At 74.0% G+C, this 17,034-nt stretch carries 1 protein-coding gene; it reads left to right on the top strand.

Annotated features, from left to right (window positions below; genetic code table 11):
* Window positions 1–34 precede the first annotated feature (34 nt).
* On the top strand, window positions 35–16,897 hold the full coding sequence (locus tag AB0E98_RS09595; RefSeq protein ID WP_361700484.1) for a type I polyketide synthase: 16,863 nt from the start codon (window positions 35–37) through the stop codon (window positions 16,895–16,897).
* Window positions 16,898–17,034: the final 137 nt, after the last annotated feature.

Genomic DNA, 17,034 nt, shown 5'->3' with positions numbered 1-17,034 from the left:
CCGGCCTCATTCTTCACACGGAAGGTTCCACGCAATGTCGAACGACAGCAAGCTCGTTGACTACCTCAAGTGGGTCACGGCAGATCTGCACCAGACCCGCCAACGGCTGCTGGAAGTCGAGGCCGGAAAGCAGGAGCCCATCGCCATTGTGGGCATGTCCTGCCGGCTGCCGGGCGGGGTGCGGTCCCCGGAGGACCTGTGGCGGATGCTGCACGAGGGACGTGACGGCATCACGGCGTTCCCGACCGACCGTGGCTGGAACCTCGACGCCCTGACGGGCGACGGCGGCGATGGCAGTGAGGGTGCCAGCGCCACCGCCGAGGGCGGCTTCGTCGACGCGGCCGGCTTCGACGCCGACTTCTTCGGCATATCGCCGCGCGAGGCCGTGACGATGGACCCGCAGCAGCGGCTGCTGCTGGAGAGCTCCTGGGAGGCGCTCGAGCGCGCGGGCATCGCCCCGGCCTCCCTCCAGGGCAGCAAGACGGGCGTCTTCGTCGGCACCAACGGCGTGGACTACGCGGGCGTCGTGATGAACTCGCAGGAGGACGTGGAGGGTCACGGCGGCACCAGCCTCGCCGGCAGCGTCCTCTCCGGACGCGTCTCGTACACCTTCGGGCTGGAGGGCCCGGCGGTGACGGTCGACACGGCGTGCTCGTCGTCCCTCGTCGCCCTCCACCTCGCCGCCCACGCGCTGCGCAACGAAGAGTGCTCGCTGGCGCTCGCCGGCGGTGTGACGGTCCTGTCGACGCCGATGGGCTTCGCGGGCTTCAGCCGCCAGGGCGGTCTGGCGGCGGACGGCCGCTGCAAGGCGTTCGCGGACGCCGCCGACGGCACGGGCTGGTCGGAGGGCGTCGGCGTGCTCGTCCTGGAGCGGCTGTCGGACGCCAAGCGCAACGGGCACCGGATCCTGGGCGTGATACGCGGGTCCGCGGTGAACCAGGACGGTGCGTCGAGCGGTCTGACGGCGCCGAACGGCCCGTCGCAGCAGCGGGTGATCCGCCAGGCGCTGGCGAGCGCGGGCCTGTCGATGGCCGATGTGGACGCGGTGGAGGCGCACGGTACGGGTACGACGCTGGGTGACCCGATCGAGGCGCAGGCGCTGCTGGCGACGTACGGTCGTGAGCGGGACGCGGACCGGCCGTTGTGGCTTGGCTCGGTGAAGTCCAACATCGGTCATACGCAGGCTGCGGCTGGTGTCGCCGGGATCATCAAGATGGTCATGGCGATGCGGCACGGCGTCCTGCCGAAGACGCTGCACGTCGACCAGCCCTCCACCCACGTCGACTGGTCGGCGGGTGCGGTGGAGTTGCTGACGGAGCCGCGGGCGTGGCCGGAGGTGGACCGGCCGTGGCGCGCGGGTGTGTCGTCGTTCGGCATCAGCGGCACGAACGCGCACGTCATCGTCGAGCAGGCCCCGGCGGACGAGCCCACCGAAGAGCCGGCGTCGGCCCCGGCGGCCCCGTCGCCGACCGTGGTGCCCTGGCTGGTGTCCGGCAAGACCGAGGCCGCTCTGGCGGCGCAACTGGAGCGGATCACGGCCCTGGTGGGCACGGACTCGCCGGCGGATATCGGCCACTCGCTGGCCACCGGCCGTTCCCACCTCACCCACCGCGCCGTGCTGCTGGCGGGCGGCGACGAGGCCCATGAGGTCGCGCGTGGTGTCACCGGGGACGTCGAGGGCAAGCCGGCGTTCCTGTTCTCGGGTCAGGGGTCGCAGCGGCTGGGGATGGGGCGGGAGTTGTATGCCCGGTTCCCGGTGTTCGCGGGGGCGCTGGACGAGGTGACGGCTCGTTTCGACGGGTTGCGGGACGTCATGTTCGGTGTCGACGCCGACGCGCTGAACGGGACGGGTTTCACTCAGCCTGCGCTTTTCGCGCTTGAAGTGGCTTTGTTCAGGCTGGTGGAGTCGTGGGGGGTGCGTCCGGACTTCGTCGCGGGTCACTCCATCGGTGAGATCGCTGCCGCGCATGTCGCGGGGGTCTTCTCTCTTGAGGATGCGTGTGTCCTTGTGGCGGCGCGTGCGCGGTTGATGAGTGCGCTGCCTTCTGGTGGTGCGATGGTGGCTGTGCAGGCGTCCGAGGACGAGGTGGTTGGTCGTCTCACCGCCGGTGTGTCGATCGCCGCTGTCAACGGTCCGGCGGCTGTCGTCATCGCCGGTGACGAGGCCGCGGTCCTGGCCATCGCCGCAGGTTTCGCCGCCGAGGGTCGTAAGACCCAGCGGCTGTCGGTGAGTCACGCGTTCCATTCGCCGTTGATGGATCCGATGCTGGAGGACTTCCGCCGGGCCATCGAGGGGCTGTCGTTCCAGGCCCCCACGATCCCGCTGATCTCCAACGTGACGGGTGAGGTCGCCTCGGCCGAGCTCGTCGCCACCCCCGGCTACTGGGTGCGGCACGTCCGCGAGGCTGTCCGTTTCGCCGACGGCGTCCGTGCGCTGAGCGAGGCAGGCGCCACCGCCTTCTTTGAGCTCGGCCCCGACGGTGTCCTCACCGCCCTCGCCCAGCACACCCTCGACCCCGACAAGGATCTGCTCTCCGTCCCGGCCCTGCGCAAGGACCGCCCGGAAGAGACCGCTCTCCTGACCGCCCTCGCCCGGCTCCACGTGTCGGGCGTCGAGGTCGACTGGGCGGCCTGGTACGCCGGTACGTCCGCCCGCCACGTAGACCTGCCCACCTACGCCTTCCAGCACGAGCGTTTCTGGCCCCGCCCCGCCGCCCTCACCGGCGACGTCACCGGTGCCGGGCTGATGCCCGCCGGGCACCCCCTCCTCGGTGCCACGCTCGCCCTCGCGGACTCCGAGGAGGTGCTGTTCACCGGCAAGCTGTCGCTGCGCACCCACCCGTGGCTGGCCGATCACGTCCTGGGCGACTCCGCGCTGTTCCCCGGCACCGGGTTCCTGGAGCTGGCCCTGCGCGCCGGGGACCAGGTCGGTTGCGACCGGGTGGAGGAGTTCGCGCTCCTCGCCCCGCTGGTGCTGCCCGAGGAGGGCGCGGTCCTGATCCAGGTGCTGGTCGGCGCGCCCGGCGAGTCGGGCACCCGTGCCCTGACCGTCCACTCCCGTCCGGACGATGCCCCCGGCCGCCCGTGGACCGAGCACGCCACCGGCACGCTGACGGCGGGCGAGCGCGTCTCCGCCTTCGACGCGACGGTCTGGCCGCCGCAGAACGCGGTGGTCGTCGACCTTGAGGAGTTCTACGGGCGGACCGAGTACGGGCCCGTCTTCCAGGGGCTGCGGTCGGTGTGGCTGCGCGAGGGCGAGGTGTTCGTCGAGGCCGCGCTGCCCGCCGACGCCGCCGGGGACGCCGGTGCCTTCGGTCTTCACCCGGCCCTGCTGGACGCGGTGCTGCACGCCCACGGCTTCGCCGGTGTGGGTGACGAGCACCACCTGCTGATGCCCTTCGGCTGGAGCGGTGTGTCGCTGCACGCCGGCGGGGCGTCCGTGGTGCGGGCCCGGCTGGCGCGGGCCGGCGACGAGTCGGTGTCCATCGCGGTCGTCGACGTCGAGGGCGCCCCGGTGCTTTCGGTGGAGACCCTCGCCTTCCGCGCCCGGTCCGCCGCTGTGTCCCCTGCCGCCGCCGCTCGTAGCGCCGAGCACGACGCGCTCCTGTCGCTCGACTGGATCCCCGCCCCGGACGTGGCCGCGGCCGAGGCCGTGAAGGCGGTGTGGCTGGGTGCCGACGGGCCGGGTGTCGACGCGACCGTCGCCGGCCTGGCCGACCTGGAGGGCGACGAGGACCTGGTCCTTGTCCACGTCTCCGGCACCTCCGACGGCGCCGCCACGCCCGGCGACGTCCCTGCCGCCGCGCACGAGCTGACGACCCGTGTCCTCCACCTGCTCCACGACTGGCTCACCCAGCGCCACTCCGAACGCTCCCGTCTCGTCTTCGTCACCCGTAACGCCGTGTCGGCCGACGACGGCGAGGCCGTGGGGGACATCGCCGCGAGCGCCGTGTGGGGCCTGGTGCGCTCCGCGCAGTCGGAGCACCCCGGGCGGCTCGTCCTCCTCGACCTCGACGAGGCCGCCGACCTCGCCCCGCTGCTGCCCGTCCTGCCGGCTCTGCTCGCCACGGACGACGCCCAGTTCGTCGTACGCGACGGCCTCGTCCGCGTGGGCCGGCTCGACCACCTGAGCGCGGCCGCCGGTCTGCTGCCACCCGCCGGAGTGCCGTGGCGGCTGGACACGGCCGCCAAGGGCAGCCTGGACGGGCTGGTGCTCACTCCGTGCCCCGAGACGCTGGCGCCCCTCGCGCCCGGACAGGTCCGGGTCGGGGTCGAGGCCGCCGGTGTGAACTTCCGTGACGTGCTGAACGCCCTGGGCATGTACCCGGGCGAGGCGGGGCTGCTGGGCGCCGAGGCCGCCGGTGTCGTCGTCGAGACCGGGCCCGAGGTCACCGGTGTGCGGGTGGGCGACCGGGTCATGGGCATGGTGCCCGGTGGCTTCGGCACCATGGCCGTCGTCGACGAGCGGTTCCTGGCGCGGGTGCCGGAGGAGTGGACGGCGGAGGAGGCGGCGTCGGTGCCGCTGGTGTTCCTCACCGCCCTCTACGCGCTGAAGGACCTGGCCGGGCTGCGGGCCGGGCAGTCGATCCTGGTCCACGCGGGCGCCGGCGGCGTCGGCATGGCCGCGATCCAGCTGGCCCGGCACCTGGGCGCCGAGGTGTTCGCCACCGCCAGTGAGGCCAAGTGGGACACCCTCCGTGAACTGGGCGTCCCCGACGACCACATCGCCTCCTCCCGGACCACCGACTTCGAGCAGCGGTTCCTCGCGGCCACGGGCGGACGCGGCGTCGACGTCGTCCTCAACGCCCTGGCCGGCGAGTTCGTGGACGCTTCCCTCCGCCTCGTGGCTCCCGGGGGCCACTTCCTGGAGATGGGCAAGACCGATATTCGCGACCCCCGGTCCGTGACCGGGATCGACGGTGCCGAGGTGCGGTACCGGGCCTTCGACCTCGCCGAGGCCGGCCCGGACCGGATCCAGGGGATGCTGTCCGAGCTGCTCGCGCTGTTCGCCGAGGACGCGCTGCGGCCGCTGCCCGTCGCCACCTGGGACGTCCGCCGGGCGCGCGAGGCCTTCCGCCACATGAGCCAGGCCCGCCACATCGGCAAGATCGTCCTCACCATGCCCCGCGCCTGGGACCCCGAGGGCACCGTCCTCATCACCGGCGGCACCGGCGGCCTCGGTGGCGTACTGGCCCGCCACCTCGTCGCCGAACGCGGCGTCAAACACCTGCTGCTGGTCAGCCGCGGAGGCCCGGAGGCCCCGGGCGCGACGCAGCTCCGCGACGAGCTGACCGCCAAGGGAGCCGAGGTCACCGTCGCCGCCTGCGACGTGGCCGACCGCGACGCGCTCGCCGCCGTGCTGGCCGGGATCCCGGCCGCCCACCCGCTGACAGCGGTGATCCACACGGCGGGCATCCTCGACGACGGCGTCGTCGCCTGGCTGACCCCGGAACGGCTCTCCTCCGTCATGTCCCCGAAGGTGGACGCGGCCTGGCACCTCCACGACCTCACCAAGGACCTCGACCTCGCCGCCTTCGTCCTCTTCTCGTCGATCGCCGGAGTCACCGGCGCCGCCGGACAGGGCAACTACGCCGCCGGCAACGTCTTCCTCGACACGCTGGCCCGGCACCGTACGGCCCTGGGTCTCGCCGCCCAGTCCCTGTCGTGGGGCGCCTGGACGCAGTCGACCGGTATGACGGGCACGCTGTCCGAGGCCGACATGAAGCGCATCGCCTCGTCCGGGGTGCCGCCGCTGACCGTCGAGCAGGGCCTGGCGTTCTTCGACGCCGCCGGGATCTGCGACGCCGCCCACCTCGTCGCCATCGGCGCCGTCTCCGGCCCCGTCCGGGTGGCCGGACCGGTCCCGCCCGTCCTGCGCGGCCTGGTGAAGACCACCCGGCGTGCCGCCGCGACCACCGCCGCCGGCGCGGGCACGGCCGCCGTGCTCACCCGCCGGCTGGGGGAGCTGCGCGAGGACGAGCGTCTCCGCTTCGTCGTGGACCTCGTACGGGCCGAGGCGGCCGCCGTCCTCGGTCACGCCTCCGCCAAGGCCGTCGGCGACCGGCGTGAATTCCACGACCTGGGCTTCGACTCGCTGACCGCCGTCGAGCTCCGCAACCGGCTCAGCACCGCCACCGGCCTGCGCCTCTCCGCGACCCTGGTCTTCGACTACCCCACGCCCACCGCGCTCGGCGAACACCTGCTGGCCCTGCTGCTGGACGAGCACGACAACGCCGACACGCCCGCGCACTCCGGCGCCTCGGCCGTCGACGTCGCCGACGACCCGATCGTCATCGTCGGCATGGCGTGCCGGCTGCCGGGCGGCGTGAACTCGCCGGAGGACCTGTGGCGGCTCGTCGCCCAGGGCGGCGAGGGCATCTCCGACTTCCCCACCGACCGCGACTGGGACCTCGACACCCTGCTGGGCGGCGACGACCGGGACGGCGGCCGGGGCCGCAGCGCCACCTCGCGGGGCGGCTTCCTCCACGGCATCGCCGACTTCGACGCCGACTTCTTCGGGATCTCCCCGCGCGAGGCCCTCGCCATGGACCCGCAGCAGCGGCTCCTCCTCCAGACCTCGTGGGAGGCCTTCGAAAGGGCCGGGATCGCCCCCGAGAGCCTGCGCGGCAGCCGCACCGGCGTCTTCGTCGGCACCGGCGGCCAGGACTACACGATGCTGGTGATGAACTCCGACGACGACGTCGAGGGCCACACCAGCACCGGCCTCGCCGCGAGCGTCGTCTCCGGCCGCGTCTCGTACACCTTCGGCCTGGAGGGCCCGGCCGTCACCCTCGACACCGCGTGCTCGTCCTCGCTGGTGGCCCTGCACTGGGCCGCGCAGGCCCTGCGCTCGGGCGAGTGCTCGCTGGCGCTGGCCGGCGGTGTCACCATCATGTCCACCTCCGTCGGCTTCCCGGGCTTCACCCGCCAGGGTGGGCTCGCCGCGGACGGCCGCTGCAAGGCCTTCTCCGACACGGCCGACGGCACGGGCTGGTCGGAGGGCGTCGGCATGCTCGTCGTGGAGCGGCTCTCCGACGCCCGCCGTAACGGCCACGAGGTGCTGGCCGTCCTGCGCGGCTCGGCCATCAACCAGGACGGCGCCTCCAACGGCCTCACCGCCCCCAACGGCCCCTCCCAGCAGCGCGTCATCCGCCAGGCCCTCGCGAGCGCCGGACTGTCGACGGCCGACGTCGACGCCGTGGAGGCGCACGGCACGGGCACGACGCTGGGCGACCCGATCGAGGCCCAGGCCGTGCTGGCCACCTACGGCCAGGGCCGCGCCGAAGGACAGCCACTGCTGCTGGGCTCGGTGAAGTCCAACATCGGCCACACCCAGTCGGCCGCCGGTGTCGCCGGCGTCATCAAGATGGTCATGGCGATGCGCCACGGGACTCTCCCGAAGTCCCTGCACATCGACGCGCCGTCCTCGCACGTCGACTGGACGGCCGGTGACGTCCGGCTGCTCACGGAGGAGCAGGCCTGGCCCGAGACGGGCCGGCCCCGCCGGGCGGCCGTGTCGGCGTTCGGCATCAGCGGCACCAACGCGCACACGATCCTGGAGCAGGCCCCGGCGCCCGAGCCGAAGGACGGGGCGACGGAGCGGGACGGCCGGTCCGACGCCATGACGGCCGTCGCGTGGCCCGTCTCGGCCAAGTCGGCCGACGCGCTGGACGCCCAGCTGGAGCGACTGCGCTCCTGGGTGGCCGAGCGGCCGGAACTGACCCCCGCCGAGGTCGGCTTCTCGCTGGCGGCAGGCCGGTCGGCCTTCGACCACCGCGCGGTGCTGCTGACGGACGCCGACGGCCGGACGGCCGAGGCGGCACGCGGTAGCGCCGCCTCGGGCGGGTCGCTGGCCGTGGTGTTCTCGGGCCAGGGCTCGCAGCGGGTCGGGATGGGACGGGAGCTGTACGCCCGCTTCCCGGTCTTCGCGGAGGCGCTGGACGCGGTGACGGCGCTGCTGGACGCGGAGCTGGAGCGTCCGCTGCGCGAGGTGATGTTCGAGGGCGACGCGGCCCTGCTGGACGGGACCGGTTTCGCCCAGCCCGCGCTCTTCGCACTCGAAGTGGCGCTGTTCCGGCTGGTGGAGTCGTGGGGAGTACGGCCGGACCTCGTCGCCGGTCACTCCGTCGGCGAGATCACGGCGGCGCATGTCGCGGGTGTGTTCTCGCTGGAGGACGCCTGCAAGCTCGTCGCGGCCCGCGCCCGGCTGATGGGCGAACTGCCCGCCGGCGGTGCGATGGTCGCCGTCCAGGCGTCCGAGGACGAGGCCGAGGCCCTGCTGACCGCCGGTGTGTCGATCGCCGCCGTCAACGGCCCCGACGCCGTCGTCATCGCCGGTGCGGAAGCGGCCGTTCTGCGGATCGCCGAGGGCCTGGCCGCCGAGGGCCGCAAGACCCAGCGGCTCTCCGTCAGCCACGCGTTCCACTCGCCGCTGATGGACCCGATGCTGGAGGACTTCCACCAGATCGTCGAGGACCTGACGTTCGGCGAACCCCGTATCCCCCTGATCTCCAACGTCACGGGCGCCGTGGCCGCGCCGGGCCTGCCGCGCTCGGCGGACTACTGGGTGAGCCACGTCCGCGAGACCGTCCGCTTCGCCGACGGCGTACGGGCGCTGGCGGCCGACGGCGCCACCGCGTTCCTGGAGCTGGGCCCCGACGGTGTCCTCACCGCCCTCGCCCGGCACAGCCTCGACGGGACCGGGGCCGTCGTCTCCGTACCCGCCCTGCGCAAGGGCCGCCCCGAGGAGACCACGCTCGTCACCGCGGTCGCCGAACTGTACGCGGCGGGCGTCGACGTCGACTGGGCCGCGCTGTTCGACGGTACGGGCACCCGGCGCGTCGAGCTGCCCACGTACGCCTTCCAGGGCCGGCGCTTCTGGCCCCGGCCCGCGGCGGCCGGCCCGGTGGACTCCGCCGGCGACCCGGTCGACCAGCGGTTCTGGGCCGTCGTCGAGGGCGAGGACCTCGACGTCGACAGCCTCGCCGCCGACCTCGACGTCAGCGCCGAGGCCCTCGGCGCCGTCCTGCCCGCCCTGTCCACCTGGCGCCGCCACCGCCGAGGCCAGGCCATGCTGGACGCCATACGCTTCCGCGAGGCGTGGAAGCCGCTGTCCGGCGGTACGCCCGGCCGCCGCCCGGCGGGCACCTGGCTCGTCGTCGCCCCGGCCCGCACCGCCCTCACCCCCGCCGACGAGGCGTGGACGACGGCCGTGACCGAGGCCGTCGGGACCGACACGATCCGCCTCGACGTCGATCCCGCCCCCGGGGCCACCGCCCCGGACCGGGAGGCCCTGGCGGAGCGGCTGCGTGAACTCGCCACCGCCGGCACGGACTTCGCGGGCGTGGTCTCCCTGCTCGCGCCGTTCACGGACGGCGCGGTCGCCTCGACCGCCGTCCTCCTCCAGGCCCTGCGCGACGCGGACGTCACGGCACCGCTGTGGTGCGTGACGCGCGGCGCGGTCTCCATCGGCCGCTCGGACCGGCTCACCGCCCCCGAACAAGCGGGCGTCTGGGGCCTGGGCCGGGTGGCCGCCCTGGAGTACCCGGCGGAGTGGGGCGGCCTCGTCGACCTCCCCGAGGACCTCGACGACCGGACCGCCCACCGCCTGGCGGGCGTCCTGACCGGCTCCGACGGCGAGGACCAGGTCGCCGTGCGCTCCTCCGCCGTGTACGGCCGCCGGCTGGCGCAGACCCCCGCGGGCGCGCCGGACGACGGCTGGGAGCCCAAGGGCACCGTACTGATCACCGGCGGTACGGGCGGCCGCGGCGGGCGGATCGCCCGCTGGCTGGCCGAGGCGGGTGCGCACCACCTCGTGCTCGTCGGCCGCCGGGGCGAGGAGGCGCCCGGCGCCGCCGGACTCGCGGCGGAGCTGCGCGAGCTGGGGGCGAAGGTCACCGTCGCCGCCTGCGACGCGGCCGACCGCGACGCGCTCGCGGCCGTGCTCGCCGCCGTCCCCGAGGACGCGCCGCTGACCGCCGTGGTGCACGCGGCTGGCGTCGTCGACGACGGCGTACTGGCCGACCTCACCCCCGAACGGTTCGCCGCCGTCCACCGCGCGAAGGTCACCGCCGCCCTCCACCTGGACGAGCTGACGCGCGACCACGACCTCGCGGCCTTCGTCCTGTTCTCGTCCGTCGCGGGCACCGTCGGCAGCGCGGGCCGCGCGACCCTGGCCGCCGCCAACGCGGTCCTCGACGCCCTGGCCGCCCGGCGCCGCGCCGAGGGCTTCACCGCGACCTCCCTGGCCTGGGGCGCCTGGATCGGTGACGAACCGTCGGGCGACGGACAGCCGCTCGGGAACCCCCAGCAGCCGTACCCCGCCGTCCACCCGGATCTGGCGATCGCCGCCGTACGGCAGGCCGTCACCCGTCCCGAGTCCGGTCTCGTCCTCCTCGACCTCCAGCAGCCGCGCGTCCTCGACACCCTCCTCGGCGTACGGGACAGCGCCCTGCTCAAGGACCTGCCGGGCATCCGCACCACCCGTACGGAGACCACCGCTTCCCGTGAGGAGAGCGACTCGGCCGGCTCCGCCCTGCGGCAGCGGCTGCGGCGACTGCCCGCGCACGAGCGGCTCGAACCGCTGGTCGCCATGGTCCGGACGCACGTGGCGGCCGTCCTCGGCCACGCCGACGCGGCGGCCGTCGAATCCGACCGGAAGTTCCGCGACCTCGGCTTCGACTCGCTGACCGCGATCGAACTGCCCAACCGGATCAACCTGGCCACCGGCCTCCACCTGTCGGCCACCACCGTCTTCGACTACCCCACGTCCACGGCGCTCGCCGAACACCTCCTCGACCGGCTGTCCGACGGAAGCGGTGGAGAGGGCGAGCTCGGCACCGCAGATGGTGGTGGCCTGTCGGAGGAGTTCTCCCTCGCCGACGATCCCGTAGCGATCGTCGGCATGGCCTGCCGTCTGCCCGGAGGCGTGGCCTCGCCGGAGGACCTGTGGCGACTGGTCTCCGAAGGACGCGACGGCATCAGCCCCTTCCCCGCCGACCGCGGCTGGGACCTGGAGACCCTGCGCACCGGCGGCCCCGGCGGCCGGGGCCGCAGCGCCACGCTGGAAGGCGGCTTCCTCGACGGGGTCGCCGGCTTCGACGCCGGGTTCTTCGGGATCTCGCCGCGCGAGGCCCTGGCGATGGACCCGCAGCAGCGGCTCCTGCTGGAGACGTCCTGGGAGGCGTTCGAGCGCGCCGGGATCGCCCCCGAGAGCCTCCACGGCAGCCGGACCGGCGTCTACGTCGGCACCAACGGCCTGGACTACGCCCAGCTGGTGCTGAACTCCCGCGAGGACGTCGCCGGCCACACCGGCACCGGCCTCGCCAGCAGCGTGATCTCCGGCCGGATCTCCTACACCTTCGGCCTGGAGGGCCCCGCCGCCACGCTCGACACCGCGTGCTCGTCCTCCCTGGTGGCCCTGCACTGGGCCGCGCAGGCCCTGCGCGACGGCGAGTGCTCGCTGGCCCTGGCCGGCGGTGTCACCGTGATGACGACCCCGGCGAGCTTCGCCGGCTTCACCGTCCAGGGCGGCCTGGCCCCCGACGGCCGCTGCAAGGCCTACTCGGACGCCGCCGACGGCACCGCCTGGTCCGAGGGCGTCGGCATGCTCGTCCTGGAACGGCTCTCCGACGCCCGCCGCAACGGCCACCCGGTGCTGGCCGTCGTCCGGGGCTCCGCCGTCAACCAGGACGGCGCCTCCAACGGCATCACCGCCCCCAACGGCCCCTCCCAGCAGCGCGTCATCCGCCAGGCCCTGGCCGCCGCGGGCCTGAACGCCGCGGACGTCGACGCCGTCGAGGGTCACGGCACGGGCACCCCGCTCGGCGACCCCATCGAGGCCCAGGCCCTCCTCGCCACCTACGGCCAGGAGCGCCCGGCCGACCGGCCGCTGCTGCTCGGCTCGCTCAAGTCCAACATCGGCCACGCGCAGGCCGCGGCCGGCGTCGCCGGCGTCATCAAGACCGTGCTGGCACTGCGCCACGGCGTCCTGCCGAAGACACTCCACCTCGACGAGCCGTCCTCCCACGTGGACTGGTCGGCGGGTGCGGTGGAGTTGCTGTCGGAGGCTCGGGCGTGGCCGGAGGTGGGGCGTCCGTGGCGTGCGGGTGTGTCGTCGTTCGGCATCAGCGGCACGAACGCGCATGTGATCGTGGAGCAGGCTCCCGAGTCCGTTGCCGAGCGTGGTGCTTCGTCGGGTGGGCCGGTGCCGTGGGTGGTGTCGGCCAAGTCGGAGGGAGCGCTGGCGGAGCAGGTGGAGCGCCTGACGTCCTCGGCGGACGGCGATGCGGGGGACGTGGGATTCTCGCTGGCGGAGGGGCGGTCGGTCTTCGACCACCGCGCGGTGCTGCTGGCGGGCGCTGATGGCGATGTGTCCGAGGTGGCCCGCGGGGCTGCCGTGGACCGGTCGCTCGCGGTGCTCTTCTCGGGCCAGGGCTCGCAGCGCGCGGGCATGGGCCGGGAGCTGTACGAGCGGTTCCCCGCCTTCGCGGAGGCCTTCGACGCGGCGGCGGCACTGCTGGACGCGGAGCTGGAACGTCCGCTGCGCGAGGTGATGTTCGGTGTCGACGCCGAGGCGCTGAACGGGACGGGTTTCACTCAGCCTGCGCTTTTCGCGCTTGAAGTGGCTTTGTTCAGGCTGGTGGAGTCGTGGGGAGTGCGTCCGGACTTTGTCGCTGGTCATTCGATTGGTGAGATCGCTGCTGCGCATGTCGCGGGTGTCTTCTCTCTTGAGGATGCGTGTGTCCTCGTGGCGGCGCGTGCGCGGTTGATGAGTGCGCTGCCTTCCGGTGGTGCGATGGTGGCTGTGCAGGCGTCCGAGGACGAGGTCACGCCTCGTCTCACCGCTGATGTCTCGATCGCCGCTGTCAATGGCCCGGACGCCGTTGTCATCGCGGGTGAGGAGTCGGCTGTTCTGCGGATCGCGGAGGGTCTGGCCGCCGAGGGCCGCAAGACCCAGCGGCTCTCCGTCAGCCACGCCTTCCACTCGCCGCTCATGGACCCGATGCTGGAGGACTTCCGCCGGGCCATCGAGGGGCTGTCGTTCCAGGCCCCCACGATCCCCCTTATCTCGAACGTGACGGGTGAGTCGGCCACGGCCGAGCTTGTCGCCACCCCCGAGTACTGGGTCCGTCACGTCCGTGAGGCCGTCCGTTTCGCCGACGGTGTCCGTGCGTTGAGCGAGGCAGGCGCTACCGCCTTCTTTGAGCTCGGCCCCGACGGTGTTCTCACCGCCCTCGCCCAGCACACCCTCGACGCCGATCGGGATCTGCTTTCCCTCCCGGCCCTGCGCAAGGACCGCCCTGAGGAGACCGCTCTCCTCACCGCTCTCGCCCAGCTCCACGTCTCCGGTGTCGAGGTCGACTGGGCGGCCTGGTACGTCGGTACGTCCGCCCGGCGCGTCGACCTGCCCACGTACGCGTTCCAGCACGAGCGCTTCTGGCCCCGCCCCGCCGCGCTCAGCGGTGATGTGACGTCGGCGGGTCTGGTGCCCGCCGACCACCCCCTCCTCGGCGCCGCGGTGTCGCTCGCGGAAGCCGGCGGGGTGCTGTTCACCAGCCGGCTCTCGCTGCTGGTGCACGGCTGGCTCACCGACCACACGGTGGGCGAGGCGGTCGTCATGCCCACCGCCGGGTTCGTCGAACTCGCGGTGCGCGCGGGCGACCAGGTCGGCTGCGACCGGGTCGAGACGCTGACCGTGACCAAGCCGCTCGCCCTCACCGGTGCCTCCGCGCTCGCCCTCCAGGTGTGGATCGGCGCGCCGGACGAGGCGGGGGCCCGCCCGATCCGGGTCCACTCCCGGCCCGAGGACGCCCTCGACCAGCCGTGGACCGAGCACGCCACCGGCCTCCTCGCCTCCGGCGAGCGGGTCGCGGACCTGGACGTCTCCACCTGGCCGCCCACCGGCGCCACGGCCGTCGACCTGGACGGCTTCTACGACGCCACGCACTACGGCCCGGCCTTCCAGGGCCTGCGGGCGGTGTGGGTCCGCGGTGACGAGGCGTTCGTCGAGGCCGGGCTGCCCGGTGACTCCGCCGACGACGCCCGGTACTTCGGGCTCCACCCGGCGCTGCTCGACGCGGTCACCCACGCCGCCGGGTTCGCGGGCGGCGCGGACGAGGACGTGATCCCGCAGGCCGCCGAGTGGAGCGGGGTCTCCCTGCACGCCGCCGGCGCCTCCGTGCTGCGCGCTCGGATCGCCCGTACCGGCGAGGACACCGTGTCCCTCGCGGCGGTCGACGCCGATGGCGCGCCCGTTCTCTCGGCGGAATCCCTGACGCTGAGCGCTCCTTCGGCGGAGATCACCGCTGCCCGAGGACGCGATCCGCTGTTCCGGGTGGACTGGATCCCGGCACCCGAGGTACGCGCCGACCGGAGCGTACGGTCGGTGACGCTCGGCACCGGCGCCGACGGGGCCGTGTCCCTGGCGGGCGTCGAGGGCGACGAGGACCTGGTCCTCGTTCACCTCTCCGGCACCGCCGACGGCGACGACGCGCCCGGCGACGTCCCCGCCGCCGTGCACGCCCTGACCGGCCGTGTCCTCCAGCTCCTCCAGCAGTGGCTGGCCGACGACCGGTACGCCGCCTCCCGGCTCGTCTTCGTCACCCGTGGCGCCGTGGCCGCCGGAGCGGGCGACGCCGTCGCGGACCTGGCCGCCGGTACGGTCTGGGGCCTGGTGCGCTCGGCGCACGCGGAACACCCCGACCGGTTCGTGCTGGTGGACCTCGACGCCGACGCCGACCTGTCCTCGCTGCTCCCGGTCCTGCCGGGCCTGCTGGCCAGCGGCGACGCCCAGTTCGTGGTGCGCGGCGGCGAGACGCGGGTGGGCCGGCTGGCCCAGCTGCCCGCCACCGCGAACCCGGCCCCGGCCGTCGGCGAGTCGCCCTGGCCCGCCGACGGGACCGTGCTCATCACCGGTGGTACGGGCGCCCTGGGCGGGCATCTCGCCCGGCGGCTCGCCGCCTCCGGCGTACGGCACCTGCTGCTGACCAGCCGGCGCGGCCCCGCCGCGCCCGGCGCCGCCGAACTGGCCGAGGAACTGCGGGCACTGGGCGCGGAGCCCACCGTCGCCGCCTGTGACACCGCGGACCGTGCCGCGACCCGCGAGCTGATCGGATCGATCCCCGCCGCCCATCCGCTGACCGCCGTGATCCACACGGCCGGTGTCCTCGACGACGGTGTGATCACCTCCCTCACCCCCGACCGGCTCTCGGGCGTCCTGCGCCCGAAGGTCGACGCCGCGTGGAACCTCCACGAGGTCACCCGGGAGCTGGGCGTCGACCTCGCCGCCTTCATCACCTTCTCGTCCGTCGCGGGCACCATGGGCAGCCCCGGCCAGGGCAACTACGCCGCCGCCAACGTCTTCCTGGACCTCCTCGCCCGGCACCGCCGGGACCAGGGCCTCGCCGGGATGTCGCTGGCGTGGGGACCATGGGCCCAGGACGCCGGTATGACCAGCAAGCTCAGCGAGGCCGACGTCCAGCGGATGCAGAGCGGCGGCATGCCGCCCCTGACGGTCGAACAGGGCCTCCACCTGTTCTTCTCCTCCCTCGGCTCCGACGAGTCGCTGGTGGTGCCGCTGGGCCTGGCCGCCGGGACCATGCGGCCCGTGGGCGACGTGCCGCCGCTCTTCCGCGGCCTGGTCAAGGGCGGCCGGCGCGCCGCCGCGACCGCCGCGGGCGGCTCCGGCACCCCCGCCTCGTTCACCCGGCGACTGCTGGAGATGCCGGAGGCCGACCGCGTACGGCACGTCGTCGACGTCGTCCGCACCGAGGCGGCGGCCGTCCTCGGCCACGCCTCCGTCGAGGAGATCGGCGAGCGGCGCGACTTCTACGAGCTGGGCTTCGACTCCCTGACCTCGGTGGAGCTCCGCAACCGGCTCGCGGCCGCCACCGGACTGCGGCTGCCCGCGACCCTCGTCTTCGACAGCAAGACCCCCGCCGACCTGGCAGCCTGGCTGCGCAGCGAGCTCGCCTCGCAGCCCGGCCCGGACGGCACCACGGAGGGGGAGGGGCTGCGGATCCCGTCCGGCGAGCCGGAGATCGACTCGCTGGAGCGGCTGTTCCTCGACGCGATGACCAACGGCAAGATGCCGGAGGCCCAGAAGATGCTGGCGACCGTCGCGGCGCTGCGCCCGACGTTCGAGGCGACGGCCGAGCTCGAGGACCTGCCGCTGCCGGCGACCCTCGCCGAGGGCCCGGACGGGCCGAAGCTGATCTGTGTGAGCGCGCCCACCGCCAACGGCGGCGTCCACCAGTACGCCCGGCTCGCCGCGCACTTCCGGGGCCGGCGGGACGTGTCGGCGCTGCCGCTGATCGGCTTCGCCACCGGTGAGCGGCTGCCCGCGACGCCCGAGAGCGCCACGCGGGTGATCGCGGAGAGCGCGCTGCGCGCGAGCGACGGTGCTCCGTTCGTCCTGGTCGGCCACTCCTCCGGAGGCTCGTTCGCCTACGCGGCCGCCGGGCTGCTGGAGAGCACCTGGGGCATCCGGCCGGAGGCCGTGGTCCTGCTGGACACCCTCAGCATCCAGCACAACAGCGACGAGGGCGTCGACTACGCGGGCATGATGCGGCTCAACTTCGCGGGCCGCGACGCCTCCCCGGTGCGGATGACGAACTCCCGGCTCTCGGCGATGGGCCGCTGGATGGTCCTGCTGAACCGGCTGGAAGTCCGGCCGACCACCGCGCCCGTCCTGATGATCCAGTGCGACCGGCAGCTGCTGGGCACGGAGTCGGAGGCGCTCGGCACCGGCGGGGAGACCGGCGGGCAGCAGGAGCCGCTGATCCCGTCGGCGCACGTCCGCATGGTCGACGCCGACCACCTGTCCATGGTCCGGGAGGACTCCGCCACCACGGCCGCGATCATGGAGGACTGGCTGGGGACGATCACCGGCGCCTGACGCACGACCACGGCGGGCGGCCTCCGGGCCGCCCGCCGTGGCGCGTCCCCCAACACCTCTCACACCCCCTCGCGCCCGCATCTAGGGAAACCCGCAGTCGACCTCGATCAGGATGGCCTTGAAACGGGTCAGACGTG

The sequence above is a fragment of the Streptomyces sp. NPDC037389 genome (assembly GCF_040636475.1).
GTDB classification, from domain to species: Bacteria; Actinomycetota; Actinomycetes; order Streptomycetales; family Streptomycetaceae; genus Streptomyces; species Streptomyces hesseae.
The sequence above is the reverse complement of the archived record's forward strand: the minus strand, read 5'-3'. Positions and strand labels throughout refer to the sequence as shown.

What these genes read in the sequence shown, in the direction of transcription:
- AB0E98_RS09595 (WP_361700484.1), top strand. Translation starts at nt 35, where the DNA reads ATGTCGAACGACAGCAAGCTCGTTGACTACCTCAAGTGGGTCACGGCA.